Annotated in this window: 19 protein-coding genes and 1 tRNA gene; 8 read left to right on the top strand and 12 right to left on the bottom strand. The window is 73.7% G+C overall.

The features are described 5' to 3' along the window. Positions 1–177: 177 nt before the first annotated feature. Both rho and thrB read right to left on the bottom strand, forming a co-directional pair. Entirely contained in the window at positions 178–2,367 is a 2,190-nt protein-coding gene (gene rho, locus ACGFNF_RS13915; RefSeq protein WP_357577221.1) for a transcription termination factor Rho, read from the bottom strand. 296 nt (positions 2,368–2,663) lie between these two features. Then, positions 2,664–3,608 carry a homoserine kinase gene (thrB, locus tag ACGFNF_RS13920; protein WP_357577222.1) on the bottom strand — a complete coding sequence of 315 codons (945 nt, stop codon included), beginning with the start codon at positions 3,606–3,608 and terminating at the stop codon, positions 2,664–2,666. Between the two features lie 139 nt (positions 3,609–3,747). On the opposite strand from thrB, the gene ACGFNF_RS13925 reads away from it, so the two are divergent. Next, the gene (locus ACGFNF_RS13925) at positions 3,748–4,278 is read left to right on the top strand and encodes a hypothetical protein (RefSeq protein ID WP_357577223.1); all 531 of its coding nucleotides are present in this window, start codon (positions 3,748–3,750) and stop codon (positions 4,276–4,278) included. A 12-nt stretch (positions 4,279–4,290) separates the two neighbouring features. Here the strand turns inward: ACGFNF_RS13925 and ACGFNF_RS13930 are convergent, their stop codons facing one another. From ACGFNF_RS13930 to argS, 6 genes are all read right to left on the bottom strand, one after another. Beyond that, entirely contained in the window at positions 4,291–5,535 is a 1,245-nt protein-coding gene (locus ACGFNF_RS13930) for an MFS transporter (protein ID WP_132231182.1), read from the bottom strand. Positions 5,536–5,646: 111 nt separating this feature from the next. Then, positions 5,647–8,952 carry an efflux RND transporter permease subunit gene (locus tag ACGFNF_RS13935; protein WP_393167988.1) on the bottom strand — a complete coding sequence of 1,102 codons (3,306 nt, stop codon included), beginning with the start codon at positions 8,950–8,952 and terminating at the stop codon, positions 5,647–5,649. A 215-nt stretch (positions 8,953–9,167) separates the two neighbouring features. After that, positions 9,168–10,217: a threonine synthase gene (thrC, locus tag ACGFNF_RS13940; protein WP_393167990.1), complete on the bottom strand. Its 1,050-nt coding sequence runs from the start codon at positions 10,215–10,217 to the stop codon at positions 9,168–9,170. A gap of 215 nt (positions 10,218–10,432) precedes the next feature. Then, positions 10,433–11,746 (bottom strand): homoserine dehydrogenase, encoded by a 1,314-nt coding sequence (locus ACGFNF_RS13945; RefSeq protein ID WP_393168176.1) that lies wholly within the window; start codon positions 11,744–11,746, stop codon positions 10,433–10,435. A gap of 8 nt (positions 11,747–11,754) precedes the next feature. After that, the gene (gene lysA, locus ACGFNF_RS13950) at positions 11,755–13,167 is read right to left on the bottom strand and encodes a diaminopimelate decarboxylase (protein ID WP_393167992.1); all 1,413 of its coding nucleotides are present in this window, start codon (positions 13,165–13,167) and stop codon (positions 11,755–11,757) included. 8 nt (positions 13,168–13,175) lie between these two features. Next, positions 13,176–14,840, bottom strand: coding sequence for an arginine--tRNA ligase (gene argS / locus ACGFNF_RS13955; RefSeq protein ID WP_393167994.1), 1,665 nt, complete (start codon positions 14,838–14,840; stop codon positions 13,176–13,178). Positions 14,841–14,940: 100 nt separating this feature from the next. Between argS and ACGFNF_RS13960 the strand changes: the two genes are divergently transcribed. The 4 genes from ACGFNF_RS13960 to ACGFNF_RS13975 all read left to right on the top strand — a co-directional run bounded on the left by ACGFNF_RS13960 (position 14,941) and on the right by ACGFNF_RS13975 (position 17,850). Next, complete coding sequence (locus tag ACGFNF_RS13960; RefSeq protein ID WP_357577229.1) at positions 14,941–15,807, top strand: DUF3105 domain-containing protein; 867 nt, start codon at positions 14,941–14,943, stop codon at positions 15,805–15,807. A gap of 8 nt (positions 15,808–15,815) precedes the next feature. Next, positions 15,816–16,478 carry a DUF305 domain-containing protein gene (locus ACGFNF_RS13965; RefSeq protein WP_393167996.1) on the top strand — a complete coding sequence of 221 codons (663 nt, stop codon included), beginning with the start codon at positions 15,816–15,818 and terminating at the stop codon, positions 16,476–16,478. A 231-nt stretch (positions 16,479–16,709) separates the two neighbouring features. Then, a complete protein-coding gene (locus ACGFNF_RS13970; protein WP_393168178.1) occupies positions 16,710–17,402 on the top strand; it encodes a winged helix-turn-helix domain-containing protein in 693 nt (230 codons plus the stop codon). Positions 17,403–17,775: 373 nt separating this feature from the next. Continuing rightward, positions 17,776–17,850 (top strand) — tRNA-Arg (locus ACGFNF_RS13975). 397 nt (positions 17,851–18,247) lie between these two features. Here the strand turns inward: ACGFNF_RS13975 and ACGFNF_RS13980 are convergent. The 4 genes from ACGFNF_RS13980 to ACGFNF_RS13995 all read right to left on the bottom strand — a co-directional run bounded on the left by ACGFNF_RS13980 (position 18,248) and on the right by ACGFNF_RS13995 (position 23,268). Continuing rightward, positions 18,248–20,479, bottom strand: coding sequence for a PQQ-binding-like beta-propeller repeat protein (locus ACGFNF_RS13980; protein WP_393167998.1), 2,232 nt, complete (start codon positions 20,477–20,479; stop codon positions 18,248–18,250). A 152-nt stretch (positions 20,480–20,631) separates the two neighbouring features. Continuing rightward, complete coding sequence (locus ACGFNF_RS13985; protein WP_393168000.1) at positions 20,632–21,183, bottom strand: anthrone oxygenase family protein; 552 nt, start codon at positions 21,181–21,183, stop codon at positions 20,632–20,634. A gap of 296 nt (positions 21,184–21,479) precedes the next feature. Beyond that, positions 21,480–22,439: a non-homologous end-joining DNA ligase gene (gene ligD / locus ACGFNF_RS13990; protein ID WP_393168002.1), complete on the bottom strand. Its 960-nt coding sequence runs from the start codon at positions 22,437–22,439 to the stop codon at positions 21,480–21,482. Between the two features lie 31 nt (positions 22,440–22,470). Then, positions 22,471–23,268, bottom strand: a complete 798-nt coding sequence (locus tag ACGFNF_RS13995; RefSeq protein ID WP_393168004.1) for an isocitrate lyase/phosphoenolpyruvate mutase family protein — start codon at positions 23,266–23,268, stop codon at positions 22,471–22,473. A gap of 154 nt (positions 23,269–23,422) precedes the next feature. Between ACGFNF_RS13995 and ACGFNF_RS14000 the strand changes: the two genes are divergently transcribed. From ACGFNF_RS14000 to ACGFNF_RS14010, 3 genes are all read left to right on the top strand, one after another. Then, complete coding sequence (locus tag ACGFNF_RS14000; protein ID WP_393168006.1) at positions 23,423–23,875, top strand: winged helix-turn-helix transcriptional regulator; 453 nt, start codon at positions 23,423–23,425, stop codon at positions 23,873–23,875. Between the two features lie 98 nt (positions 23,876–23,973). After that, on the top strand, positions 23,974–24,519 hold the full coding sequence (locus tag ACGFNF_RS14005; protein WP_357577236.1) for a TetR/AcrR family transcriptional regulator: 546 nt from the start codon (positions 23,974–23,976) through the stop codon (positions 24,517–24,519). Positions 24,520–24,557: 38 nt separating this feature from the next. Further along, positions 24,558–26,771: an MMPL family transporter gene (locus ACGFNF_RS14010; RefSeq protein WP_393168008.1), complete on the top strand. Its 2,214-nt coding sequence runs from the start codon at positions 24,558–24,560 to the stop codon at positions 26,769–26,771. Positions 26,772–26,861 lie beyond the last annotated feature (90 nt).

Consider the following 26,861-nt stretch of genomic DNA (forward strand, 5'->3'; position numbering starts at 1 on the left):
CCGACGCCCGACGCCCGGCACGCGGAACCCGACGCCCGGCACCCGGCATCGCACCGGCATGCGGCATGCGGCATGCGGCATGCGGCACCGAAGCTCACCCACGAAACCGACGGGCAGGGACGCGAGAAGGGCACGGCCTCGTGGCCGTGCCCTTCTCGCTGCCTCACCCGGGGAGGGTCACTCCCCCGGCGTCGACTTGGCGATCTGCATCAGGAACTCGATGTTGGTACGGGTCTGCTTGAGCTTGTCGAGCAGCAGGTCCAGCGCCGCCTGCGAGTCCAGCGAGTGCAGGACCTTCCGGAGCTTGTGGATGATGGCCAGTTCCTCCGGCGCGAGCAGGATCTCCTCCTTGCGCGTGCCGGACGGGTGGATGTCGATGGCCGGGAAGATGCGCTTGTCGGCGATCTTCCGGTCCAGCTTCAGCTCCGCGTTGCCGGTGCCCTTGAACTCCTCGAAGATGACCGTGTCCGCCATGGACCCGGTCTCCACCAGCGCGGTGGCGAGGATGGTCAGTGAGCCGCCGTTCTCGATGTTGCGGGCCGCACCCAGGAAGCGCTTCGGCGGGTAGAGCGCGGTGGAGTCGATACCACCCGACATGATCCGGCCGCTGGCCGGCGCCGCCAGGTTGTACGAGCGGCCGAGGCGGGTCACCGAGTCGAGCAGCACGACCACGTCGTGGCCCAGCTCGACCAGGCGCTTCGCCCGCTCGATCGCCAGCTCGGCCACGGTGGTGTGGTCCTGCGGCGGACGGTCGAACGTCGCCGCGATGACCTCGCCCTTCACCGACCGCTGCATGTCGGTGACCTCTTCGGGCCGCTCGTCCACCAGCACCACCATCAGGTGGCACTCCGGGTTGTTGTGCGTGATCGCGTTCGCGATGGCCTGGAGCACCATCGTCTTACCCGCCTTCGGCGGCGACACGATCAGCGCGCGCTGGCCCTTGCCGAGCGGCATGACCAGGTCGATGACCCGGGTGGTGAGGATGTGCGGCTCGGTCTCCAGCCGCAGGCGCTCCTGCGGGTAAAGCGGGGTGAGCTTGTAGAACTCCGGCCGGCGCTTCGCCTCGTCCGGCTCCATCCCGTTGATGGTGTCCAGCCGCACCAGCGGGTTGTACTTGTCCCGCCGCTGCTCGCCGTCGCGCGAGGCGCGCACCGCACCGGTGATGGCGTCGCCGCGCCGCAGGCCGTACTTCTTGATCTGCGACATGGAGACGTAGACGTCGTTCGGGCCGGCCAGGTAGCCGGTGGTCCGTACGAATGCGTAGTTGTCGAGCACGTCGATGATGCCGGCCACCGGGACGAGCACGTCGTCCTCACCGACCTGCGGCTCGCGTCCGCCGTCGCGTCCGCCGTCGCGGCCACCGTCGCCGCCCTCGGCGCGCTCACCGCGGCCACGGCGGCGGTCCCGGAACCGGCTGCGCCGGCCACGCCGGCCACCGCTCTCGTCGTCGTCGCCGTCGTTGTCACGCTCGACGCGCTGGCCCCGGTCGCCGCGGTCGTTGCGGTCACGGTCGCCCCGCTCGGCACGCTCGCCCCGCTCGTTGCGGTCACCGCGCTCCGCACGCTCGCCGCGGTCACTCCGCTCGTTGCGCTCGCTCCGCTCGGCACGGTCACCGCGCTCGGCACGGTCACCCCGCTCCGCGCGGTCACCGCGGTCCGCACGGTCACCGCGCTCGTTGCGCTCGCCCCGCTCGCCGCGCTCCGCACGCTCGCCGCGCTCCGCACGGTCACCCCGCTCGGCACGGTCACCCCGCTCCGCACGGTCGCCGCGCTCGGCACGGTCGCCGCGCTCGGCACGGTCGCCGCGCTCGGCACGCTCGCCGCGCTCACGGCCACGGTCGGCACGCTCGCCGGCCTCGGCCTCGTCCGCGCGCGTCTCCGCCGGACGAACCTCCGCCGGACGGGCGGCCTCCGCCTCACGAGCCTCCGCCGGACGGGCCTCCGCGGCCCGCGCTTCGGAGGTGGCGGCCCGGCTGCGCCGGGTCCGGCCACGGGGCTCGGCCTCGGCCGCCGCCGGCTCCGCCGGAGCCTGCTCTGCGGTACGCCGCCCGGCCGCCGGCCGCTCGGTGCTCTCGCGGACCTCGGCCTGGGCCTCTTCACGGGCGGGAGCGGCAGCGGCCTCGGCCCGCGGTCGAGGGGTCCCGGCGGTGGCGCCGCCCTGCCGCTCGGAGATCGCGCTGATCAGCTCGCCCTTGCGCATGCGGGCCGTGCCCGAGATGCCGAGCGACGCGGCCAGGCTCTGCAGCTCCGGCAGCAGCATCGCCGACAGGCCGGTGCCGCTGCGCCGACGACGGGCGGGGGCGGCGGCGGTGGTGGCATCGCCAGCGACGTTGGAAACATCCGACGTCACGTCGGTGGTGTCGCTCAATGGATTCCTTCCCTCGATAGGCCGGGACTGCCCGGAGTCGAAAACAAGGTGGCCGGGCGGCCTCGGTGCACCCGCCTCGCATGGACGCGTCGCGGGAGTCTGTGACACAGCAGCCGGTCGGTTTCCCGACTCACCGAAGGTCGGTGAGCAGGTCTCGCCGTCTGCGGCGACCTGTGAAGACTGCGGTGCGGCGTGGGCCTAGGCAGGGGTGACGGGCTGACCGCCGAAAGCTTCGGGGGTGCGCCGACCCGCAGGGAGATCGCATGCTTCGCGGCTGTGCTAAGTCTAGAGCGTAATCAACTCTTCCGACCTGCGGCAACAGGGTCCCGCTCTGCGTGTCCCAGTCTACCCCGGGCAACCTGTGCTCCGCGCCCGTCTGGATCCAACCGCCAGACCTCCCAGCCTGTTCCCGGGTCGAAGCCCTCGGGCGGGCTGGTCAGGGCCAGGACGGTCGGGCCCGCACCACTGATCACGGCGGCCACACCGGCCGCACGCAGCGCTTTCACCAGGGCGGCGCTGCCCGGCATGCCGTCGGCGCGGTAGTCCTGGTGCAGCCGGTCGACCGTGGCCGGCAGCAGCAGACCCGGGTCGGCGGTCAGCGCGTGCACCAGCAGCGCGGCGCGACCCGCGTTCAGCGCCGCGTCGCCGTGGGGCACGGTGGCCGGCAGCGCGGCCCGCGCGGTGGCCGTCAGGCCGCGCTCCGCCGGCACGAAGACCGTCGGTCGTACGCCGTCGGCGACCGGCAGCGATACCGCCCGGGCGCCGGGGGGCTCCGTCCAGGCCAGCGTGAAGCCGCCGAGCAGGCACGGCGCCACGTTGTCCGGATGGCCCTCGATCTCGGCGGCGAGGCGCAGCGCGGCGGCGTCGTCGAGCCGGGTCTCGCCGTCGGTGACCAGCGCACGGGCCAGCAGCACGCCGGCGACGATCGCCGCGGACGAGGAACCCAGCCCACGGGCCTGCGGGATGCGGTTGACGCACTCCACCGCCAGCCCGGGCGGCTGCCCGCCGAGCCCGTCGAAGGCCGCCCGCATGGCGCGGACGACCAGGTGCCTGTCGTCGGCCGGCAACTCCCCGGCGCCCTGCCCGGCCACGGTCACCGTGACGCCCCCCGCCGTCACCTCGGCGGCCACGTCGTCGTGCAGCGCCAGGGCGAGCCCCAGGGCGTCGAACCCCGGCCCCAGGTTGGCGCTGGTGGCGGGGACCCGGACCCGGACCGGGCCGGAGATGAAGTTCGTCGGCACGGGCTCATGGTAGGGCTGCGCACCGACGGGGCGGATCCCCGCCCGACGGATGGGACCGGGCCGGACGACCTCGTCACCGGACTGTGGTGGCAGCGCCGGTCCGTTAGCCTGACCCGACCGACGGCGGCTGGAGGCGGGAATGCGCGAATTCGGGTACCTGGCGACGGCGGTCGTCTTCGAGGCGCCCACGGTGCTGGTGCTGCTGGTCGGGCTCGTACTGACCGCGACGGCCGGGGGGCGGCTGCCCCGCAAGCCCCGGCTGCTGGCGCTGTCCGGGCTCGGTGTGCTGCTGGTCAGCGCACTGCTCAGCGTGGCCTGGACCCTGCTGCTGCCCCGCGCGTTCAGTTTCGACTGGGGCTACTCGAACTTCCGGCTCATGAACCTGGCCTACGGCGGGGTGCAGGCCCTGGCGTACCCGATCGGGACGGGTCTGCTGATCGCGGCGGTGCTGGTCGGGCGGCGGGCGGGCGGCGCGGCAGCCGGCCCGTTCGGCGGACGACCGCTCGCCGGCGGCGGGCCGGTGCCGACCACCGCGCCGGTGCCCGCCGCCCAGCCGGTGCCGCCGACCGACCCGGGGTGGACCGTGGAGGGCGGGGCCGACGTGCCGGCGCAGTGGGGCGGTCGATCCCGGCCGGACGCGCCGACGGGCGCCGGGACGGACCAAGCCTGACCGCCGGGCGGGTCAGCGGGCGGCGCTCGGGGCCGGTTGCGCGGCCGGGTCCGTGAGCGAGAGCCGGCGGGTGGCGATCCGCCAGCCGACCGCGTAGACCACCGTGACCAGGCCGCAGCTGGCCAGCACCACCCGCTCGTCCACGGTGTCCACCACCGCGGCCACGGCGAGCTGGCTGACCGAGACGGCGAGGGTCGCCAGCATCATGTCGGTGGCGAAGACGCGGCCCCGCAGCCGGTCCGGCACCTCCCCCTGCAGGGCGAAGTTCGACATCACCCAGTTGCTGCCGCCCGCGAAGTGGGCGACGAAGACCAGGGCCAGCACCAGCGGGAACCAGTTGGCGACCGAGGTGCCGAGGTAGGCCAGGCCGTAGAGGGACATCGACAGCGCCAGCCCGGGCAGCAGCCAGGCGCGGTTGGTCAGCACCCGGCGCATCAGGATCGGCCCGACGAGCGCCCCCGCCCCGCGGACCGCGAAGAGCAGCCCGGTGCCGACGGGGCCCACGCCGTACACGGCCGCGAGCAGCGGGAACACCGTCAGCACGCCGTTGCCGAGGCCGACCGCCGACTTCACGGTGACCAGCGCCAGCACCCTCGGCCGGTGCCCGATGTAGCCGAGCGCCTCCCGGATCGCCGGCCAGGTCCGCTGCACGGGCAGCTCCGCGTCGCGGGGCGCCTGCAACGGCCGGCGGATCAGCGTGGCCAGGCCCGCGGCGACCACCAGGCCCACCGCCGCCACCCAGAAGCAGGCGTACGGGCCGACGGCGGCGCTGAGCACGCCACCCAGGGAGGCGCCGACGACGGTCATGGTGCCCCAGGCCGACCCCGCGACGGCGTTGCCGGCGGCCAGCTCGTCGGGGTCGAGCACGTTGGGCAGGGCCGCCTGGGCCGCCGGGGAGTAGAACGCCTTGGCGACCGCCACCACGCCGATCCCGGCCATCGCCAGCCAGGCGGTCCCCGCGCTGCGGACGCCGAGCAGCAGCAGCACGCCGAGCAGGGCCGCGACGTTCGAAATGATCATGATCTTGCGCCGGTCGAACCGGTCCGCGATCGTGCCCGTGTACGGCAGCAGCAGCGCCACGATCCCGGTGTCGACGGCGAGCACCAGCGCGCCCCACACGCCGCTGCCGGTCAGGTCCGGCAGCAGCACCAGCAGCGGCACCATGACGAACCAGTCGGCGCCGAAGACCACCAGCTCGGCGAGGAACAGATTGCGGAAGTTGCGGTTGCGGGTGAGGACCGAGACGGTGGACGGCACGTTCGGGACCCTACCGGGCGGTGACCGGCGGGCCGGCCGTACGGCGGGTACCTGACCGAACGCGAACACCCCCGGCGGGCGGGACCCGTCGGGGGTGTTCGCGCACTGCCCTTACTCGGTTGGCGGCAGCGGGGACGTGCGGCTCTTCGGCAGCCGCAGCACCTCGAACTGGTCGGTGCCGTCCACCAGCGCGCCCGACGGCGTCGGCCGGGACGCCGGGGCGTCGGTGGCATCCGTGCCGGCGGTGGACGGGCCGCCCGCGGCGGGCACCGGGACCGGCTCGGCGGCGGGTGCCCCACCGTCGTCGCCGGCCGGGTCGCCGTCGCCCGTGCCGGTGGCCGGGGCCACCCCGCCGGAGCGGCGGGCCCGGCGGGCGCGGAACGACTCCTTGGTGTTCTCCGCCATGGCGTAGAGCGTCGGCACCAGGATCAGGGTGAGCAGCGTCGAGCTGAGCAGCCCGCCGATCACCACGATCGCCAGCGGCTTGGAGATGAAGCCGCCCTCCCCGGTGAGGCCGAGCGCCATCGGCAGCAGCGCGAAGATGGTGGCGATCGCCGTCATCAGGATCGGCCGCAGCCGGCGCCGGCCGCCCTCGACCACCGCCTCCTGGACCCCCATGCCCTGGGCCCGGTACTGGTTGACGAGGTCCAGCAGCACGATCGCGTTTGTCACCACGATGCCGACCAGCATGAGCACGCCGATCAGCGCCGGCACACCCATCGGGGTGCCGGTGGCCAGCAGCAGGCCGATCGCGCCGGTCGCCGCGAACGGGATGGAGATCAGCAGGATCAGCGCCTGGACCAGGCTCCGGAACGTCGCCACCATGATCAGGAAGACGATCGCGATGGCGGCGAGCACGGCCAGGCCCAGGTCGGCGAAGGCCTCCTCCTGGTCGGCGCTGACGCCGCCGATGGCGAAGGACGCCCCCGGCACGTCGATGCCGTCCAGCTTCTTCTGCAACTCCTGCGTGATGGCGCCGAGGTTCGAGCCGGTGGCCGTACCGGTGACGGAGACGCTGCGCTCGCCGTCGATCCGGCTTACCTGCTGCGGGCCCTCGGTCTGGGTGACGTCGGCGATGTCGTCGAGCTTCACCGGCCCGACCGGCATCGCGCGCAGTTCCTCCACCGTGGTCGGCGGCTTGCCCGCGAACCGCAGCACCACGTCCCGCTGCCCGTCGTCGAGCGTGACCTGCCCCAGGGGCGAACCACGGAACGCCTGGGCCACCACCTGGCCGACGGCGGCCTCGGTGAGCCCGACCCGGCCGGCGGCGACCCGGTCGACGGTGACATCGACGCGCGGCACCCGCGTGGCGAGACTGGTGGAGACGTCCTCGACGCCCGCCAGCCCGGCCATCGCCGAACGGACCTCCTCGGCGGCCCGGGTCAGCGCCTCCGGGTCGGTGCCCTGGACGACCACCTCGATCTGGTTGGCCGCCGCCCCGCCCTGACCGGCGCCGAAGCTGACCTCACCGATGGCCGGGCCCAGCGCGTCGAACTCCCGGCGCAGCTTCTCCCGCATCTCCTGGGCGTCGGTCCCGTCACCGAGGGCCAGCGACCAGTTGGCGACGTTGTTGCCGCCGCCGCCGAACGGGTTGTCCCCGCCGCCCGCCGTGACCTGGTACGTCTCGACGTCCTCGGTGCGCTCCAGCACCGCCTCGATCTGCTTGGCCGCCGCGTCGGTGCCGACCAGGCCGGTGCCCGCCGGCAGTTCCTGGGTGATGCTCAGGGTGTCCTGGCCGGAGTCGTCGATGAAGTTGGTCTCCAGCTGGCGGGACAGGCCGAAGGTGCCGAACAGCACGAGCACGCCGAGCCCCAGCGTGATCCACCGGGTGGCCCGCTTGCGGGTGGCGAACCCGATCACCGGCAGGTACGCACGCTGCAACGGGTTGCGCAGCTCCTTCTCCTCGGCCGCCCGGCGCACCGCGGCGTCGTCCGCCGTGCCGCTCGGCGGCTTCAGGAACCAGTACGCGAGCACCGGGATGACGGTCAGCGAGACCAGCAGCGAGGCGAGCAGGGCCACCGTCACGGTGATCGCGAACGGCGCGAAGAGCTGCCCGACGAAGCCGCCCACCAGGGCGATCGGCGCGAACACGGCGACCGTGGTGAGGGTGGACGCCGTCACCGCGCCGGCCACCTCGCGGACGGCGGCGAGGATCGCCTGCCGCTTCGGCTCGCCGTACTCCAGGTGTCTCTTGATGTTCTCCAGCACGACGATCGAGTCGTCGACCACCCGGCCGACCGCGATGGTGAGCGCGCCGAGGGTGAGCAGGTTGAGCGAGTAGTCGCCGATCCAGAGGGCGATCAGGGCGACCACCACCGAGAGCGGGATGGAGACCGCGGTGACCACGGTGGAGCGGACCGACAGCAGGAAGACCAGGATGACGATGACGGCCATGACCAGGCCCAGCAGGCCCTCGGTGGTCAGGCTCTCGATCGACTTCTCGACGAAGGGCGCCTGGTCGAAGACGACGGTCAGCTCGGCGCCGGAGGCCTCCCGCAGGTCGGCGAGGCGGTTCCGGATCTCGTGGGAGATCTCCACCGCGTTGCCGTCCGGGGAGGCGGTGACCGCGATGCCCAGGCTGTCCTTGCCGTTGGTGCGGGTGATCGCGGTGGCCGGGGCGAGCTGCTGCTCGACGGTGGCCACGTCGCCGAGGCGGACCGGGGCCGCCCGGCCCGCCGCCGGTGCGACCACGACGCCCCGGAGGTCGTCCAGCGTGGCGAGCCGGGTGCCGACCTGCACCGGGAGCGCGCGGGTGCCGTCGGTCACCGCGCCGGCCGGCACCGTCACGCCGTTGGTCTTCAACGCCGCGCCGAGGGCGGTCGGCTGGAGCTTCGCCGCCGCCAGCTTGGCCGGGTCCGGGGTGACCACCACGACGTCGTCGCGGGCGCCGGTCAGGTCGACCGTACGCACCCCCTCGATCGCCTCCAGCTCGGGCACCACCGTGGCGCGCAGCTTCTCCACGAGGACGCGCTGGTCGGCACCGCCGGAGGCGGCGAGCACCACCGCGGGCAGGTCGTCGGTGCTGCCGGCGATGACCTGCGGGTCGACTCCCTCGGGCAGCTGCGCGTCGATCCGGTTGAGCGCGGTCTGCATCTTGTTGACCACGTCGTCCAGGTCGGTGCCGAACTCGTACTGGACCTGGACGGTCGTGGAGCCCTCGCGGGAGGTCGACGTGACCTGGTCCAGCCCGGGGATGCCCTGGAGGGCGTTCTCGATCGGCTCGGTGACCTGCGACTCGACGACCTCGGGCCCGGCGCCGGGGTAGACCGCCACGATGAAGGCCGCCGGGAACTCCAGCGACGGCAGGAGTTGCTGCTTCAGTGACGGTACGGCGAACGCCCCGAACAGCGTGGTCACCACCGCGATGAGGGCGATCAGCCCTCGGTTGGCGAGGCTGAATCTGGCGAACAGCGACATCGGCGTGACTCACTCCTGGAAAAGGCGATTGGCGGGGTACGGATTCTCCCCCACCCGGCCCGACCGGCCCCGGTCGGCCCTGCCCCAGTCCGATGCACAGGACTCGCCTGCGCCGCCCCGATTTTCCTCCCGTCGACTCGACCGGCGCCGATCCGTCGGCGGCTCAGGCGAGGCCGATCCGCCGGCGACTCAGGCGAGGTCGAACTGCTGGCGGCTCAGGCGAGGTCGAGGCAGCGGGCGGCGGCCAGCGGGTCGTTGGCGATGGTGGTGGGCACGGGCGCGGTGGAGATCGCCCACTCCGGGTCCTTCAGGCCGTGGCCGGTGACCGTGCAGACCACCGTCGAGCCGGCCGGGACCCGACCGGCGGCGGCCTGCTGGAGCAGACCCGCCACGCTGGCCGCGCTGCCCAGCTCGACGAATACCCCGACCTCGCGGGCCAGCAGCCGGTACGCGGCCAGGATCTCCCGGTCGGTGACGGCGGCAATCAGCCCGCCCGAGGAGTCCCGGGCGTCGAGCGCCCTGGTCCAGCTCGCCGGGTTGCCGATCCGGATGGCGGTGGCGATCGTGGACGGCTCGCGGACCACCTCCCCGGTAACGATCGGGGCGGCGCCGGCGGCCTGGAAGCCGTACATCTTCGGGGTGCGGGTGGCGTTGCCGTCCCGCAGGTCCTCCGAGTAGCCCATCCAGTAGGCGGAGACGTTGCCGGCGTTGCCGACCGGCAGGCAGTGGATGTCGGGCGCGTCGCCCAACGCCTCGACGATCTCGAACGCGGCCGTCTTCTGGCCGTGCAGCCGGTCGATGTTTACCGAGTTGACCAGGGCGACCGGGTAGTCCTGCGCGAGCTTGGCGGCCAGCGACAGGCAGTCGTCGAAGTTGCCGGTGACCTGGAGCAGCTTCGCCCCGTGCACGAGCGCCTGGGCCAGCTTGCCCAGCGCGATCTTGCCCTGCGGCACGAGCACCGCGCAGGTCAGCCCGGCGCGGGCCGCGTACGCCGCCGCGGAGGCGCTGGTGTTGCCGGTGGAGGCGCAGATGATCGCCTTGTTGCCGGCCTCGACCGCCTTGGAGACCGCGAGGGTCATGCCCCGGTCCTTGAACGAGCCGGTCGGGTTGGCGCCCTCCACCTTCAGGTGTACGTCGCAGCCGAGCCGGGCGGAGAGCACCGGCGCGGGCAGCAGCGGCGTGTTCCCCTCGTGCAGGGTCACGACCGGGGTGGCGTCGGTGACCGGCAGCCGGTCCCGGTACGCGTCGATCAGACCCCGCCACATGTCGTTCTCCCTCGCCTCTACCGTCCCGCCGAGTCGGGCACGCCTCCAGCCTGGACCAGTCCCGCCGTGTGCCCGCCGGCGCACCCGCAGTTAACCATCAGGCGAGACGCGGAAGCGCTCGCCCCGCCGGGCCGGGGCGGCGGACGGACCCCGGCACGCCCGGCCCGCACCGCTGGCGGTCCCACGCGCGTCACCGGGCCCCGCAGGCGGACCGCTCAGAGCCCGCCCTCGACCCGCAGCACGCTCGCCACCGAACGGACGATGTCCAGCCCGCGCAGCTCCCGCACGGTGGCGGCGAGCGCCGCGTCCGGCGCCACGTGGGTGACGATGACCAGGTCGGCGTCCTCGCCCCGGCCCGCCGCGCCGCCGCCCGCCGGGCCCTGCCGCACGGTGGCGATCGACACGTCGTGCCGGGCGAACACGCCGGCCACCGCCTCCAGCACACCCGGCCGGTCGGCCACGTCGAGGCTGATGTGGTAGCGGGTCAGCGCCTCCCCCATGGGCCGCACCGGCAGGTCGGCGTACGCGCTCTCGCTGGCCGACCGCACCCCGGCGAGCCGGTTGCGGGAGACGGCCACCACGTCGCCCAGCACCGCGCTGGCCGTCGGCGCGCCGCCCGCGCCCCGGCCGTAGAACATCAGCGGCCCGGCCGCCTCGGCCTCGACGAAGACCGCGTTGAACGCGTCGCCGACGCTGGCCAGCGGGTGGCTCAGCGGGATCATCGCCGGGTGCACCCGCACGCTGACCGTCTCCCGGCCGGCGGCGTCGGCGCCCCGGGCGGCGATGCAGAGCAGCTTGATGGTGCAGCCCATCGCCTTGGCGCTGGCCACGTCGGCCGCCGTGACCTCGGTGATGCCCTCGCGGTGCACGTCGGCCGCGCCGACCCGGGTGTGGAAGGCCAGCGAGGCGAGGATGGCCGCCTTGGCCGCCGCGTCGAAGCCCTCCACGTCGGCGGTCGGGTCGGCCTCGGCGTAGCCCAGCTCGGTGGCCTCCTCCAGCGCCTCCGCGAAGCCGGCGCCGGTGGCGTCCATGGCAGAGAGGATGAAGTTGGTGGTGCCGTTGACGATGCCGGTGACCCGGTTGATCCGGTCGCCGTGCAGCGACTCGCGCAGCGGGCGCAGCAGCGGGATCGCCCCCGCCACGGACGCCTCGTAGTAGAGGTCGCCGCCGCCCTCGGCCGCCGCGTCGTGCAGGGCGGCGCCGTCCTCGGCGAGCAGCGCCTTGTTGGCCGTGACCACGCTCTTGCCGGCCCGCAGCGCCTCCACCAGCCAGCCCCGCGCCGGCTCGATGCCGCCGACCACCTCGACGACCACGTCGACGTCGTCGCGCTTGATCAGGCCGAGCGCGTCGGTGGTGAACAGGGCCGGGTCGACGGGCAGGTCGCCCCGGTCGCGGCCGAGACGGCGTACGGCGATGCCGGCGATCTCCAGCGGGGCGCCGATCCGGGCGGCGAGGTCGGCCGCCTGCTCGTGCAGCAGCCGGACCACCTCGCTACCGACCGTGCCGCAGCCGAGCAGTGCCAGGCGCACAGGTGATGTCATCCCACGTCCAATGCCAGCAGGTCCTCTTCGGTCTCCCGCCGGACGATCAGGCGCGCCTGGCCGTCGCGCACCGCGACCACCGGGGGGCGGGGCACGTGGTTGTAGTTGCTGGCCATGCTCCGGCAGTAGGCGCCGGTGCCCGGCACCGCGACAAGATCTCCGGGCTGCACGTCGGCGGGCAGGAATTCATCCTTCACCACGATGTCCCCGGACTCACAATGCTTTCCCACCACGCGGGCGAGCATCGGCTCGGCGGTCGACGCCCGGGACGCCAGGGTCGCGGAGTAGGACGCGTCGTAGAGCGCGGTGCGGATGTTGTCGCTCATCCCGCCGTCGACACTCACGTAGGCACGACGCCCATCCGCTCCGTCACCACCAGTGCCTACCGGCACGGACTTGACCGTGCCGACCTCGTAGAGGGTGAACACGGCCGGCCCGACGATCGCCCGGCCCGGCTCGATCGACAGGTGCGGGACCGCCAGCCGCTCGGCGGCGCACTCGGCCTCGACGATCCGGCGCAGCCGCTTCGCGAGGTCCTGCGGGGCGGCCGGGTCGTCCTGCGTCGTGTACGCGATGCCGAAGCCACCGCCGAGGTCCAGCTCGGGCAGCTCCACCCCCCGCGCGTCGCGGATCTGCGCCTGGAGGCCGAGCACCCGGCGGGCGGAGACCTCGAAGCCGCTGGCGTCGAAGATCTGCGAGCCGATGTGCGAGTGCAGGCCGCGCAGCTCCAGGACGCCCTCGTCGAGCACCCGGAAGGCCGCCTCGGCCGCCGCCCCGCCCGCGAGGGAGAAGCCGAACTTCTGGTCCTCGTGCGCGGTGGCGATGAACTCGTGGGTGTGCGCCTCGACGCCGACCGTGACCCGGATCAGCACCCGGGGGCTGACGCCCCGCTCGCGGGCGAGCGCGGTGAGGCGGCCGATCTCGTCGAACGAGTCGAGGATGATCCGGCCGACCCCGGCGTCCAGCGCCCGGGTCAGCTCGGCCACCGACTTGTTGTTGCCGTGGAAGCCGATCCGCTCGGGCGGCATCCCGGCCGACAGCGCGGTGGCCAGCTCGCCTCCGGTGCACACGTCGAGGTGCAGGCCCTCCTCGGCGATCATCCGGACCACGGCCCGGCAGAGGAACGCCTTGCCGGCGTAGTAGACGTCGACGCCGTCGAAGGCGGTGCGGAAGTCCCGGGCCCGGGACCGCAGGTCGTCCTCGTCGAGGACGTAGACCGGGGTGCCGAACTCGGCCGCGACGTCGCGGACGCCGAGGCCGGCCACGGTGAGCACGCCGTCGCCGTCGCGCGTGACGTTGCGCGGCCACAGCGCCGGCACCAGGGCGTTGACGTCGACCGGGGTACGCAGCCAGGACGGCCCCCGGCTGCCGATGTCACCGTGCAGCGCACCGGCCTCGTGAGCACGCATTACCGCTCCTACATCCTTTCCGGGGCCGAGACGCCCAGCAGGCGCAGGCCGTTGGCGATCACGGTGCGGGTGGCGTCGTTGAGCCAGAGCCGGGCCCGGTGCAGGTCGGTGGTCTCCTCGTCGCCGCGCGGCAGGATCCGGCACTCGTCGTAGAACCGGTGGTAGGCCCCGGCCAGCTCCTCCAGGTAGCGGGCCACCCGGTGCGGGCCGCGCAGCTCGGCCGCCGCAGCGACCACGGCGGGGAACTCGGCGAGCGCCTTGAGCAGCTCGTTCTCCTTCTCGTGGCCGAGCAGATCGGGGCGGAACGCCTCGGCGTCGCCCCGGGTCAGCCCCACCTCGGCGGCGTTGCGGCCCACGCTGGCCGTCCGGGCCGCCACGTACTGCACGTAGTAGACCGGGTTGTCGCGGGTGGCCCGGGTCCACAGCTCGACGTCGATGTCGATCGGGGAGTCGCTGGAGTAGCGGGCGAGCGCGTAGCGGGAGGCGTCCACGCCGATCGCGTCGACCAGGTCCTCCAGGGTCACCACCGTGCCGGCCCGCTTGCTCATCCGGACCGGGGCGCCGTCGCGGACCAGGTTGACCAGCTGGCCGATCAGGATCTCCAGGCTGCGCTCCGGGTCGTCGCCGAAGCAGGCGGCCATCGCCTTCATCCGGCCGATGTAGCCGTGGTGGTCGGCGCCCAGCATGATCACGACGCGGTCGAAGCCGCGCTCCCGCTTGTCGAGGTAGTAGGCGCAGTCGGCGGCGAAGTAGGTCCACTCGCCGTTGGACTTGCGCAGCACCCGGTCCTTGTCGTCGCCGAAGTCGGTGGTGCGCAGCCAGGTCGCGCCGTCCGACTCGTAGAGGTGGCCCTGGTCACGCAGTCGCTGCAGCGCCAGGTCCAGCTCGCCCCGGTCGTGCAGGTCCTTCTCGTTGAAGTAGGTGTCGAACTCCACCCCGAAGCCGCGCAGCGAGGACTTGATCTCGGCGAACATGAGCTGCACGCCCTCGACCCGGAAGACCTCCTGGGCGGCGGCGTCGTCCAGCTCCAGCACGTCGGGGCGGGCGCCCCGGACGGCGTCGGCGATCTCGGTGATGTACGCCCCGGCGTACCCGTCCTCGGGGGCCGGCTCGCCCTTCGCGGCGGCGAGCAGCGAGCGGGCGAAACGGTCGATCTGGGAGCCCGCGTCGTTGAAGTAGTATTCCGTCCCGACCTCGGCGCCGGTGGCGCGCAGGAGCCGGCTCAGCGCGTCGCCGACGGCCGCCCAGCGGACGCCGCCGATGTGCACCGGGCCGGTCGGGTTCGCCGAGACGAACTCCAGGTTCATCCGCTGCCCGGCGAGCCGGTCGCTGCGCCCGTACGCCTCGCCCGCCTCGACGATCGTGCGGGCGAGCTGGCCGGCGGCGGCCGCGTCGAGCCGGATGTTGAGGAAGCCCGGGCCGGCGATCTCCACCGACTTGACCCCCGGGGCCCGGCCGAGCTGCTCGGCGAGGGCCGTGGCCAGCTCGCGCGGCGGGACGCCCACCTTCTTGCTGAGCTGGAGGGCCAGCGTGGAGGCGTAGTCGCCGTGCTCGGGGCTGCGAGGTCGCTCGACCGCCGTCCGCTCCGGCAGGGCGGAGCGGTCCAGGCCACGCTCGGTGAAGACGGCGTGGGCTGCGGATAGGACGACCTCGGCGAGTTCTGCGGGAGTCACTGATCCATGTTATCGGGGGTAGACTCGGCACCCGCGGCGGCGACCCAGTGTGTGAGACCGGCCCGCCGGATCCCCTGACCGACCGACCTGACGAGGCACGATGAGCATCAGCACACCGGGTGGCGGCCCCGAGCGGCGCCCGAACGTGGTCAGCACCGGCAAGAAGCCGGCAGCGGGCCGGCCGGCAGCAGGCGCCAAGACCGGGTCCGGCGGCGCCAAGCCCGGTTCCACCGGCGCGAAGACCGGTTCCACCGGCGCCAAGACCGGGTCCGGCAAGCCGACGGGCACCCGCCCCGGCGCCGGGGGCAAGGGCCGCAAGCCCATCGCCCCGGTGAAGGTGAGCCAGGGCCGCTCGTGGGGGCCGATCGCGCTCTTCGTCGCCGTGGGTGTGCTGGCCGTGGCGATCATCGGCTACGGCGCCTGGGCGACGTTCCAGGGCGCCAAGCCCTGGGAGGACCGGGCGGACGCGATCGACGGCATCGTCAACTTCCGCGAGAAGGACAAGGACCTCGTGTCCGGCGGCAACCACAAGACGGGACCCCTCACCTACACGGTGCTCCCGCCGGTGGCCGGCCCGCACAACGCGGCCTGGCAGAACTGCATGGGCGACGTCTACCCCGCCCAGATCGCCAACGAGCACGCGGTGCACAGCCTGGAGCACGGCACGGTCTGGATCACCTACCGCCCGGACCTGCCCGCCGACCAGGTGACGAAGCTCGCCGACAAGGTGCGGGGCAAGGAGAAGCTGATGCTCAGCCCGTTCGAAGGGCTGGACAAGCCGATCTCGCTCCAGGCATGGGGCTACCAGCTCAAGGTCGACAACGCCGACGACGGCCGCATCGACGAGTTCATCAAGACGCTGCGGGTCAACGCCTCGATCGAGGGGCCGACCGCGCTGTGCAGCCAGGGCATCACCGCCACCGGCACCACGCCGCGCGACGACGCCCAGCAGATGCCGCAGGGCTGAGGAGAGCGATGAGCATCCCGACCATGACCGCGACCAGCGAGCCGGCCAGCCCGGCTCCGGAGGAGCGGCGGTCGCCGGCCCGCTGGGGCACGGCCGCGCTGGCCCTGGCCGTCGTGGTCGGGCTGCTCCTCGGGTACGCCGGTGGCATGCTGACCCCCCGGCTCACCCGGCCGGGCGACGCCTCGGCGGAGGCGGGCTTCGCCCGGGACATGCTGACCCACCACGCGCAGGCGGTGGAGATGGGCCTGATCGCCTTCGACGAGGGCAGCGACCCGGAGGTCCGCAGCATCGGCGGCGACATCGCCACCTCCCAGCAGGGCGAGATCGGCACCATGCACACGTGGCTGCGCTCGTGGGGGCTCGACCCGGCGGGCAGCGAGCCGCCGATGTCGTGGATGTCCGACGGCGCCGGCCTGGTCAGGAACGGCCTCATGCCGGGCATGGCCACCCCCGAGGAGATGGCGAAGCTGCACGCGGCCGAGGGCCGGGAGCTGGACGTCCTCTTCCTGCAACTGATGATCAAGCATCACCTGGGCGGCATCCACATGATCGACGGCATCCTCGACGTCAGCGACGAGCCCGACGTCGTCAGGACCGCGCAGACCATGAAGAACACCCAGCGCAACGACCTCACCAATCTCCAGAACGCGCTGAAGCGGGTGGACGGCTGACCCGCCGCCACCGCACCGCCGCCCCGTCGAGAGGTCCGCGTCGCCGCCGCATTCACCCGGCCGACGCGGACCTCTCGCCATCCCGGCCCTCTCAGGGAGCCGACCATCCCCCGCCCCCTGTCCGCTTTGAGCGGTAAGCGACGTCATGAACGATCTACCCGATTGCGACACTAAGAGAGTTTTCTCCACACATATCGTGACCAGTTGCGATTCGGGCTCGTTGCGCAGGACGTGGGGGTTGCACTGAGAGACGCGCGGCGTTCGGTCACCAGCTGGTGCCGGCGCCACACCATCGGCGGTGACGGGGCGGTGGCAGCCGTCCGTCGCGGACAGCGGCAGGGCGAGCCGGGAACGCTCAGCCGCGAACAGGAGCTCGAACTCATCGACATCCTGCGGGGCGTCCATCCCGACGAGCTGGGCCTGGACGAGGAGCTGTGGACGCGGCAGAGCCTGCACGCCCTCATCCAGCACCGCTTCGAGCCGTCCATGGACGCCGGGGCGGTGGGTGCGTACCTGCGGGCCTGGGGGCTGGGCCCCCGGGAGCCCCGGGAACGGGCCTGCGGCCTCTGCGTCGGCGCGGTGGAACGCTGGGTGCGCAGCGAGTACCCGGCCATCACCCGGGCGGCGCAGGAACACCTCGCCGAGGTCTACTGGATCGGCCGCGTACGCCTGCGGGGCACGATGCCCGCGGCGGACGTCATCTCCGCCGTCTCCTCCCGGGGCCGGGTGCGCTTCATGATCACCACTCCGTCGGTCGACCCGCCGCTCCCGCGCGACTTCGTGCTGCGGCTCAGCGGCGAGGAGCAGCGGACCGTGCACCTGATCGTCGACGGCTCCTGGCCCCGCAGCGAGTGGCCCCGACGCCTGCCCCGCCGCATCGTGCTGCACCCGCTGCCGAGCTGCGGCCGCGCCATCGCCGCCTGACCACCCGCGCCCGCCCCCGGTGCCCGGACCACACCGCCCGGCACCTTCCTTGACCGCCCCCAGCCGGCCGGTCGCATCAGCCCGCCGCCTCGGCCGGCAACACCGACGAGCGGCCCCAACGGGCCGCACCAGCCGGCGGCATCGGCGAGTGGAACGTCAGGGGTGTATCCGGTGCCCGGAGACACCCCTGAGGTTCCACTCGTGCCGGCCGGAGGGCTTTCCAGCAGCGGCGTCCGACGCAGGTGGGACAGGGCGGCACCCGTCAGCGGTCCTCCGGCGAACGACACCAGCAGGGCGGGGCGACACGAGGGCGCGCGCCGGATACCGATTCGGCGTTCCGGGGGGACGTTTGCTAGTCTTCTCCAGTCGCTGAGCCCCCGTAGCTCAGGGGATAGAGCACCGCCCTCCGGAGGCGGGGGCGCAGGTTCGAATCCTGCCGGGGGCACCACACCACACCAGTCAACACCTCGCTCATCCGAGGTTGACCGTTCTCCTCCGTCAACCTGAAGACGACGATCACCACGCAAACGCCCGACGACAGGTGTCGTCGGGCGTCTCCGTGCACCAGGGCGGCGGCAAGGCCGTTTCCGGCAGCGAGGCGGGCGGTCTTCGACGCACGCCGTTCGAGCCCGACCGGTGCCCCGTCCCGCACGCGAACACCACCCGGCTGGCGCACCCAGGTCGCCGTGGTCACGTACTGCTGCGGCCCGGGTGGGGTGTCACCCGGGCCGCACTCGCGCCCACAGCCGCCGTCCGCGCGGACACCCGGCCGGAAGCCGGGCACGGACCGGGTGCGGGCGGGCGGCACCGCGTCGAGCAGGCGGCGGTGCCGCACCGCCACGGGGTCAGTCGGCGGCGAGGCCGTGCAGGAAACCGTCCTGGTCGCCGACCAGCAGCAGGTCGCCGATGACGACCGGCGGGCTGTAGCAGTAGGCGCTGGTCGTCAGTTGCAGCCGGGAGCGGACGGCCCCGGTGGCCACGTCGAGCCCGACCAGCAGTCCCGTGGTCGTCGGGGTCCACGCGACGCCGTCGTGGATCGCCGCGCCGGTGCTGACCGGGCGGGCGCCCAGCCCGGCTGTCCAGCGGGCCTGGCCGGTGACCGGGTCCACCCGGGAGGCGGTGCGACCGCCGTCGTCGAACATCAGCACGTCGCCGCCGTCCAGCACGAGCTTCGGGGCGTAGACGTAGGAGCCGGCCATCGACCAGCGGGGTTCCCCGGTCGCGGGGTCCAGCGCGAACGCGCTGGCCACGGTGGACACCAGGACCAGCCCGTTGGGCAGCACCTCCAGGTTGTCCGCCCAGGGGCCGTAGATGAGGCGGCTGTAGGCGGTGGTGCGGGTGGTGGTGGAGAACGACCAGAGCACGGCGCCGGTGCGGGCGTCGTGGGCGTAGACGTTGCCGTCGCCTGCGCCGGCGTAGACGCGGGTGCCGTCGCTGGCGGCGCGCCCGGCGAACATGCCCTTCCCGGCCACCCGCCACACCGGGTCGCCCGTGCGCGCGTCGACGGCCTGCCGGGTCTCGCCGGCGGAGATCACCACGACGGTACGACCGTCGACCGTGGTGACCAGCGGGCTGCCGAGCACCGGGGCACCGGCGTCGTGGGTGAACCGGCGCCGGCCGGTGGCCGCGTCGAGGGCGTGGAGGCGGTGGTCGTCGGAGGGGACGTAGACGGTCCCGCCGTCGGGGGCGAACGCCGGCCGGCCGTACACCGCGCCGATCCGGGTCTGCCAGCGCCGGGACAGCCCCCGGCGGGTGGGCCGGGCGCCGAGGACGTGCCCGCCGGTGGTCGCCGCGACCAGCAGGCCGTCCCGGGCCGCCAGGCCGGCCTGCACCGGCGCGCCGAGCTGCTCGCTCCAGCGCAGCCGCCGGGCGGTGTCGGGGAGTGCGAAGGTGCGGGTCTGCTCGTGCCAGGCGCCGTCGGCGTCGGTGACCCGTACGGTCATCCGGTGCTCGCCGGGCGGGAGCGAGGTGAGGTCCAGCCCGCCGGTGTAGCGGCGGCCGGCCCCGTCGGGGGCCAGGTTGCGCCACTGGCCGTCGTCCTTGAGCCCGTAGGTGTGCTGCGGATAGAGCTGGGCCTTCACGTTGGCGGTGCGGGCGTGCGGGGCGAGCCGCACGGACACCGCCAGCGCGGCGCCCGCCGGGTCGAGCGAGACCGCCTGGGGTCGCTGCGCGGCGGCGGTACGCGGGCCGGCGATCGGGATGTCCAGCACCGCCCGGGACTCGGCGCTGCCGTCGGCGGCCCGCTGCACGGCCGTGACCTTCAGCACCTCACCGTCGGGGCCGTCGGTGCGCTGCACCCAGTAGTAGATCGCCGAGCCGCGGGTGTCGTCGACCGCCAACTGGGTCACCCCGTTGAAGCGCTGCACCTGCTCGGCGTGCACGTGCCCGGCGAACATGGCCCGTACGTCGTAGCGGTCGAGCAGCCGCAGCAGCCGCTCCTGGTCGGAGACGTAGTAGTTGTCGCCGCCGAACGGGAAGTGGCAGAGCATGACGATCGGCACGCCGCGCGGCACCCGGTCCAGGTCGCGGGTCAGCCACCGGATGCCGGACTCGCCGAACCCGCCCGGCTCCTGGAGCAGGTGGCTCGGGTCCAGCGCGACGAAGTGCAGGCCGTCGTGGTCGAACGAGTACCGGCTCGGCCCGAACAGCGACCCGTACCGTTCGCCGGCCGTGCTGTCCCACCGCCAGTCGTGGTTGCCCGGCACGTGCCGGATCCGGGGCCGCAACGCCGCCGGGATGGTGTCGAGGTAGGTGTCGTACTCGGCCACGGAGCCGTGCTCGACGATGTCCCCGACGTGGCAGACGACCTCCGGGTTCCGGGCGGCGATCTGCTCGTACGTCCAGCGCACGCCCTCGGTCCGCTCGGGCAGGTCCACGTCGATCTGCGTGTCGCCCAGCAGCGCGAACCCCGGCGACCAGGGCCCACCGGGTCGGGGTGCGGGCCGCCCGGCGGTCGCGGGCGCGGCGCCGACCGTCGCGCCGGTGGCCGCTGCGGTGACCGCGCCGACGCCCAGGCCGAGCAGCCGGCGGCGGTCCATCGGGAGACGGGCGGGTTCGTTGGCGGTCGGCGATGGCATTGGGTGCGGTCCTTCCGACGGGCGCGGGAAATGCCGGGAAGTGTGGCATGGGCCACGACCGCCGAACCAGCGATCTCCTGCACATCTCGCCGAGATCCGCAGGAGATCGTCAACATCGCCGGAGAAATGTTCGTTTCCTTGCAGGACCGGGGTCACGCCACCTGGTCGGCCGGGTCCGTGACGCGCCGTGCCGCCTGGCCGGTGGGGCCCGTGCCGGGCCGCCCCGCCCAGCGCAGCAGCGCGACGAACGCCAGCGCGGCGGTCACCGCCCCGCCCACCAGACGCACCCGGTGCCCGGCGACGAACTCGGCCGCGACCTGACGCAGGTACTCCGGTGAGTGCGTGCCGACCGGGTCGACGAACATGATCTCGTTGCGCGGCCAGAAGAAGAACACGGAGAACAGGAACTCGCAGGCGACGAAGACCACGGCCGCGCCGGCGATCCACCAGCGCAGCCGGCGGTCGCGCCAGGTCAGCACCGCCGCGGCGAGGCAGGCGAGCACGACGGTCGCGCCGAGCGGCGGGAAGTAGTCACTCGGGCCGCCCGCCACCAGGAACTCGCGGGCCCGGTCCAGCGACGCCGGCGGGTCCCCGAAGATGTTCGGGTAGAGCATCACGGTCTCGGCGGCGACGCCGCCGAACGACATCATCGCCGTCCACACCAGAACGACGAGCACCGTCCAGGTGAGCCTGTCGCGGGTCATGGGTCCTCCTGCCGATCCGTCGACGCCGTCCCGGCGCCGTCGGCCGGGTCGTCCCGGCGCCGTCCGCTGGGTCGCCGTCGACGCTAGGTCGGCCGCCGCGGCCCGTCTGCCGCCCGACGGCGTGAAGGCGGGGTCGCCTCTGGACGTACGGCGGCGCAGGCCGGTCGCCCGTGCGCGCGGCCGGGCGTCGCCTCCCGACGTAGCCCGGGTGGACGAGAGGCGACGGACGACGGGACGAGCGACGGCAACGGGCGCCGGTAGGGCCGACGGTGGCGGGCGGGGCTGGTGCGCGTACGTCAGCCGGCGGCGCGGCGGGCGCGGGCCCGGCGCTTGCCCTCGTGCATGGCCTGCACCCGGGCGACCGGGATGGTGTGCCCCTCCGCGACCAGGTCCGCCGGGAGCCGCTGCGGCGCGGGCAGCCGCTCGGCCCAGGGGTCGCGTCCGGCGGTCAGCGCCGGGGCGGTGCGGATGGTGAAGTCGGCCGGGGTCACGTCGCCCAGGTCGGCCCAGTCGACCGGGAAGGAGACCGGCACGCCCGGCCGCAGCCGGGGGCTGTAGGCGGCCACCACTGTCGCCCCGCCGGCCCGGGTCGAGTCGACGAACACCTTGCCGCCCCGGTCCTCACGGATGAAGGCGGTGGTGGCCAGCGCCGGGTCGAGCCGTTCGGCGCGGGCCGCCACCGCCCGGGTCGCGGCGGCCATGTCCGCCACCGTGGCGCCCTCCGCGACCGGCAGGAAGACGTGCACGCCCTTGGCCCCGCTGGTCTTGACCGCGCTGGCGAGCCCCGCATCCGCGAGCGCCTGCCGGACCAGCCGTGCCGCGGCGACCGCCAGCGCGAAGGAGTCCCCCTCCGGCGGATCGAGGTCCAGCACCAGGTGGGTGGGGCGGTGCAGGTCGTCGACCGTGGCCAGGGTGGGGTGGTACTCCACCGCGCGCTGGTTGGCGAACCAGAGCAGGGTGCGCCGGTCGTCGCAGAGCGCGTACGAGATCTCGCGGTGCGACGCCTCGGCCCAGACCGGCGTGCGGGCCACCCAGTCCGGCGTGTACTTCGGCAGGTTCTTCTGCATGAACGGCGGCTGCCCCGGCCGGACCCGGATCACCGACAGCGGCCGGCCGCGCAACTGGGGCAGGATCCGCTCGTGCACCGCGTCGAGGTAGTCGACCAGGTCCCGCTTGGTCGCGTCGGCGCCGTCGAACAACGGCTGGTCGAGGTTGGTCAGCGACACCCCGTCCCGGGTCTCGTCAGCGCCACTCATCCAACCACCTTCGCGGCCCGGGGGCCGACGGTCAACCGGACGCGGCGGGGCGAACCGCCGCGAACGGATCGCCACCGGCCCGGACGACGTCGAGCATCCGCTGCGTGTGCCCGCGGGCGGCGGCGTACAGGCCCCCGCCGTAGCTGACCCGGGCCACGTCGAGCGCAGCCAGCTCCGGCACCGTGGGGGCGCCGGGGCGGGCGAGCGCGTTCACCGCTCCGGGCACGGCCGCCACCAGCTCGGACAGGATCGCCGGGTCGGCGAGCAGGATCGGGTAGACACAGTCCGCGCCGGCCGCGAGGTAGCGGGTGGCCCGGCGGACCGCCTCCGGGAGCAGGGCGGCGGGGTCGCCGCCGCCGGCGAGGAAGACGTCGATGCGGGCGTTGAGCACCACCGGCACCCCGGCCGCGTCGGCCGCCGCCCGGACCTCGGCGAGCAGGTCGGCCTGCGCCCCGGCGTCGACCGACCGGCCGGTACGCGGGTCGGAGTCCTCCAGGTTGAGCCCGACCGCACCGGCGTCGAGCAGGCGCTCCACCAGCTCGGCGGGGCGCAGCCCGTACCCCCGCTCCAGGTCGGCGGTGACGGGGACGGCGACGGCGCGGGCGAGGCGGGCCACGGCGGCGAACATCTCCCCCGGCGGGGTGGCCTCGCCGTCGGCGTGGCCGAGCGCCTCGGCGACGGCGCTGCTGCTGGTGGCCACGGCCGGGAAGCCGGCGGCGGCGATCTGGCGGGCGGAGCTGGCGTCCCAGGCGTTGGGCAGGATCAGCGGGTCACCGGGCCGGTGCAGCGTGCGCAGCGCCGCCGCCCGGGCGGTGAGGTCGTCGGTCATCCGGCGATTCTCGGCGGACCGGTGCCGGGGCGCAGCCCCGATCCCGTGTCGATGGGCCTTGCCGCTTCGTTCGCCGACGGCGCACGGGCGACGCGGCTTGTCGGCGGGGAACACCCTCTGTGACCATGAGGACGGAGCGTGAGGAGGCATGGGCATGCCGCAGGGGAACAGCGACGGCACCGGCGGGCGGGCGTCCGAGGCGTGCGGGGCGGTCGACGGGTCCCTCGCCCCCGGCCAGGCCACGGCCTGCACGGTCCGCGAGGTGCTCGATCGGGTGGGCGGCAAGTGGAGCATCGGCATCCTCGTCGCCGCCTCCCAGGGCCCGGTGCGCTTCACGGAGCTGGAGCGCCGCGTGGAGGGGATCAGCCGCCGGATGCTCACCCTCACCCTGCGCAACCTCGAGCGCGACGGGCTGCTGCACCGGAAGGTCCACCCGACCGTCCCGCCGAAGGTGGTGTACACCGCCACCCCGATCGCGCTGGAACTCCACGAGTCGCTGGTGGCCCTGACCCGCTGGGCGGAGCGGCACCGCAGCGCGATCGCCGACGCCCGGGCCAGGTACGACGGGACGCACGGCGGGGACCTCCCGCCCGTCCCGCAGGGGTAAACCCCGGCCGCGTGTGGGGAACGCCACGCCCTCCATCTGACCGATCGGTCAGGGTCTGACCGATCGGTCAGGCATGCTGGTCGGGGAGGTGGACCGGCATGGCGCGGATGGTTCCGGAGACGCACGACGAGATCCTTGCGGCGGCGGCCCGACGCTTCGCGACGACCGGCTACCGGGGCACCTCGTTGCAGGACATCGCCCGCGAGGTGGGCTGCTCCAAGGCGGCGGTGCTCTACCACTTCGCCAACAAGGAGGCCATCCTCACCGAGCTGATGGCCCCGGCGATCGACGTCCTCCAGGCGCTCGACGAGCGGATCCGCGCGCATCACGGCGCGGACGCCCAACGGGTCGCCGCCGAGGGCTTCGTCGACCTCGCGGTCCGTTTCCGTCGCGAGATCGCCCTGCTCCGGGGCGAGTTCCCGGAGCTGCTCCAGCAGCCCGCCTTCGCGCACATCCAGCGGATCTCCGAGCGGCTTGTCGACGCGCTCGCCGGGCACCCGGAACGCCCGTCCGCCCGGATCGTGGCGCTGGTGCTGCTCGCCGGCATCTCCGAGACCTGCGGGGAGTTCGCCGACATACCCGACGAGGAACTGCGCGCCGCCCTGCTGGCACTCGCCCGGCGGGCACTGGAGCCCGTCGACTGATTCCCACCCAACCATCCACGACCGAGGACAAGGAACTCATGGCCACCCTGCTCTACCGGCTCGGCCGGGGCTCGATGCGCCGGCGGCGACTCGTCGCGGCGATCTGGCTCGTCGTACTCGTCGGTCTCGGCCTCGCCGCCGCGACCCTGCGCGGCCCGATAGCCGACAACTTCACCATGCCCGGCACCGAGTCGCAGCGCGCCCTGGACCTGCTCGCCGAGCAGTTCCCGGCGGCGAGCGGCGCGACCGGCACGATCGCGGTCAAGGCGCCGGCCGACGGCGCGCTCGCCAGCCCGCAGGGGCAGGCCGTGGTGAAGGAACTCACCCAGGAGGCCGCCACGCTGCCCGGCGTCGTCGGCGCCGTCGATCCGTTCCAGGTGGGGGCGGTCTCCCCCGACGGCCGGTACGCGCTGGTCCAGGTCCAGTTCGCCACCGGCGCCGACGAGGTGACCGACGCCCAGCGCGACGCGTACGAGAAGGTCGGTGAGCGGGCCGAGGCCCAGGGCTGGGAGGTCGCGCCCGGCGGCGAGGTGCTCAGCAGCGTGCCGGAGGTCGGCTCGACCGAGGCCATCGGCGTGGCGGTCGCCGCGATCGTCCTGGTGGTCACCTTCGGTTCGCTGGTGGCGGCCGGGATGACGATGCTCAACGCGCTGATCGGCGTGGGCGTCGGCATGGCGGGTCTGTTCGCGATCAGCAGCGTGGTCGACCTGAGCAGCACCGCGCCGATCCTCGCCCTGATGCTCGGCCTCGCGGTCGGCATCGACTACTCGCTCTTCATCACCTCCCGCTACCGGCAGAACCTGATGGAGGGGCTGCCACCGGACGAGGCGGTGGGCCGCGCGGTCGGCACCGCAGGCTCGGCCGTGGTCTTCGCCGGCGCCACCGTCGTCATCGCGCTGGCCGGGCTGGCCGTGGTGAACATCCCGTTCCTGACGGTGATGGGTCTGGCCGCCGCCGGCACGGTCACCATCGCGGTGCTGGTCGCGATCACTCTCCAGCCGGCCCTGCTCGGCTTCGCCGGCCGCCGGGTGCTGCCCCGCAAGCTGCGCTCCACGGTCGGGGACGCCGCAGCCGGGGACCGGGCGGGCGACGCCGCCGACGCGGGCACCCCGCCGGCCGAGGACCGGTCGGGCTTCGGGTTCCGCTGGGCGCGCCTCGTCACCCGGTTCCGGGTGCCGGTCATCCTGGTCGGGCTGATCGGGTTGGGGCTGCTCGCCCTGCCCGCGCCCGACATGCGGCTGGCGCTGCCCGACGCGGGCACCGCGCCGGTCGGCTCGGCCGCCCGGGAGTCGAACGACGTGATCACCGAGGGCTTCGGGCCCGGCTTCACCGGCCGGCTCGCGGTGGTGGTCGCCGGTGACACCCCGCAGGCGACCTCGGCCGCCATTCCGCAGGTCACCGCGCTGATCCAGCGCACCGAGAACGTCCTCGCGGTGGCCCCGCCGCAGCTCAGCCCGGACGGCCGCACCGCGCTGCTCGGGGTGGTGCCGAAGACCGGCCCGACCGACGAGGCCACCGAGACCCTGGTCAACGACGTCCGTGCGGAGGTGGGCGGGTTCCCCGACGTCGACGTGCTGCTGACCGGGGCGACCGCGATCGGCATCGACGTCTCCGAGAAGCTCTCCGACGCGCTGCCGGTGTACCTGCTGCTGGTGGTGGGCCTGTCGGTGCTGCTGCTGATGCTGGTCTTCCGCTCGCTGCTGGTGCCGGTCAAGGCCGCGCTGGGCTTCCTGCTCACCGTCGCCGCCACCTTCGGCATCACCGTGGCGGTGTTCCAGCAGGGCCACCTCGCCGACCTGGTCGGCCTGGACACGCCCGGTCCGCTGGTCAGCTTCCTGCCGATCCTGCTGATCGGCATCCTGTTCGGCCTGGCGATGGACTACGAGGTCTTCCTGGTCTCCCGGATGCGGGAGGACTTCGTGCACGGTGACACCGCGCAGCAGGCGACCATCAACGGGATGGGGCACGGCGCCCGGGTGGTGACCGCCGCCGCACTGATCATGATCTCGGTGTTCGGCGGCTTCGTCTTCCTCGACGATCCGGTCATCAAGTCGATGGGCTTCGCGCTCGCCATCGGCGTCGCCATCGACGCGTTCGTGGTCCGGATGACAATCGTGCCGGCCGTGATGTCGCTGCTCGGCAAGCGGGCCTGGTGGCTCCCCCGTTGGCTGGACAAGATCCTGCCCAACGTGGACATCGAGGGCGAGGGCCTCCGCGCCCACCTGGACGAAAAATCCCCCGCCCACCCCTGACCCACCCACCGCTTGGTCGATCATGCAGTCGTGGTGCCCCGCACAACCGGCGAACCCGGCTGGAACGGGCACCACGACTGCATGATCGCC

The sequence above is a fragment of the Micromonospora sp. NPDC048868 genome, from assembly GCF_043198195.1.
In the GTDB taxonomy this organism is placed as follows: domain Bacteria; phylum Actinomycetota; class Actinomycetes; order Mycobacteriales; family Micromonosporaceae; genus Micromonospora; species Micromonospora reichwaldensis.

Coding starts and splice junctions, on each gene's coding strand:
- thrC (WP_393167990.1), bottom strand. CDS start 10,217: ATGTGGCGGGGTCTGATCGACGCGTACCGGGACCGGCTGCCGGTCACC.
- ACGFNF_RS14010 (WP_393168008.1), top strand. CDS start 24,558: ATGGCCACCCTGCTCTACCGGCTCGGCCGGGGCTCGATGCGCCGGCGG.
- ACGFNF_RS14000 (WP_393168006.1), top strand. CDS start 23,423: ATGCCGCAGGGGAACAGCGACGGCACCGGCGGGCGGGCGTCCGAGGCG.
- ACGFNF_RS13985 (WP_393168000.1), bottom strand. CDS start 21,183: ATGACCCGCGACAGGCTCACCTGGACGGTGCTCGTCGTTCTGGTGTGG.
- lysA (WP_393167992.1), bottom strand. CDS start 13,167: ATGCGTGCTCACGAGGCCGGTGCGCTGCACGGTGACATCGGCAGCCGG.
- ACGFNF_RS13960 (WP_357577229.1), top strand. CDS start 14,941: ATGAGCATCAGCACACCGGGTGGCGGCCCCGAGCGGCGCCCGAACGTG.
- ACGFNF_RS13935 (WP_393167988.1), bottom strand. CDS start 8,952: ATGTCGCTGTTCGCCAGATTCAGCCTCGCCAACCGAGGGCTGATCGCC.
- ligD (WP_393168002.1), bottom strand. CDS start 22,439: ATGAGTGGCGCTGACGAGACCCGGGACGGGGTGTCGCTGACCAACCTC.
- ACGFNF_RS14005 (WP_357577236.1), top strand. CDS start 23,974: ATGGCGCGGATGGTTCCGGAGACGCACGACGAGATCCTTGCGGCGGCG.
- ACGFNF_RS13980 (WP_393167998.1), bottom strand. CDS start 20,479: ATGCCATCGCCGACCGCCAACGAACCCGCCCGTCTCCCGATGGACCGC.
- ACGFNF_RS13965 (WP_393167996.1), top strand. CDS start 15,816: ATGAGCATCCCGACCATGACCGCGACCAGCGAGCCGGCCAGCCCGGCT.
- ACGFNF_RS13925 (WP_357577223.1), top strand. CDS start 3,748: ATGCGCGAATTCGGGTACCTGGCGACGGCGGTCGTCTTCGAGGCGCCC.
- ACGFNF_RS13995 (WP_393168004.1), bottom strand. CDS start 23,268: ATGACCGACGACCTCACCGCCCGGGCGGCGGCGCTGCGCACGCTGCAC.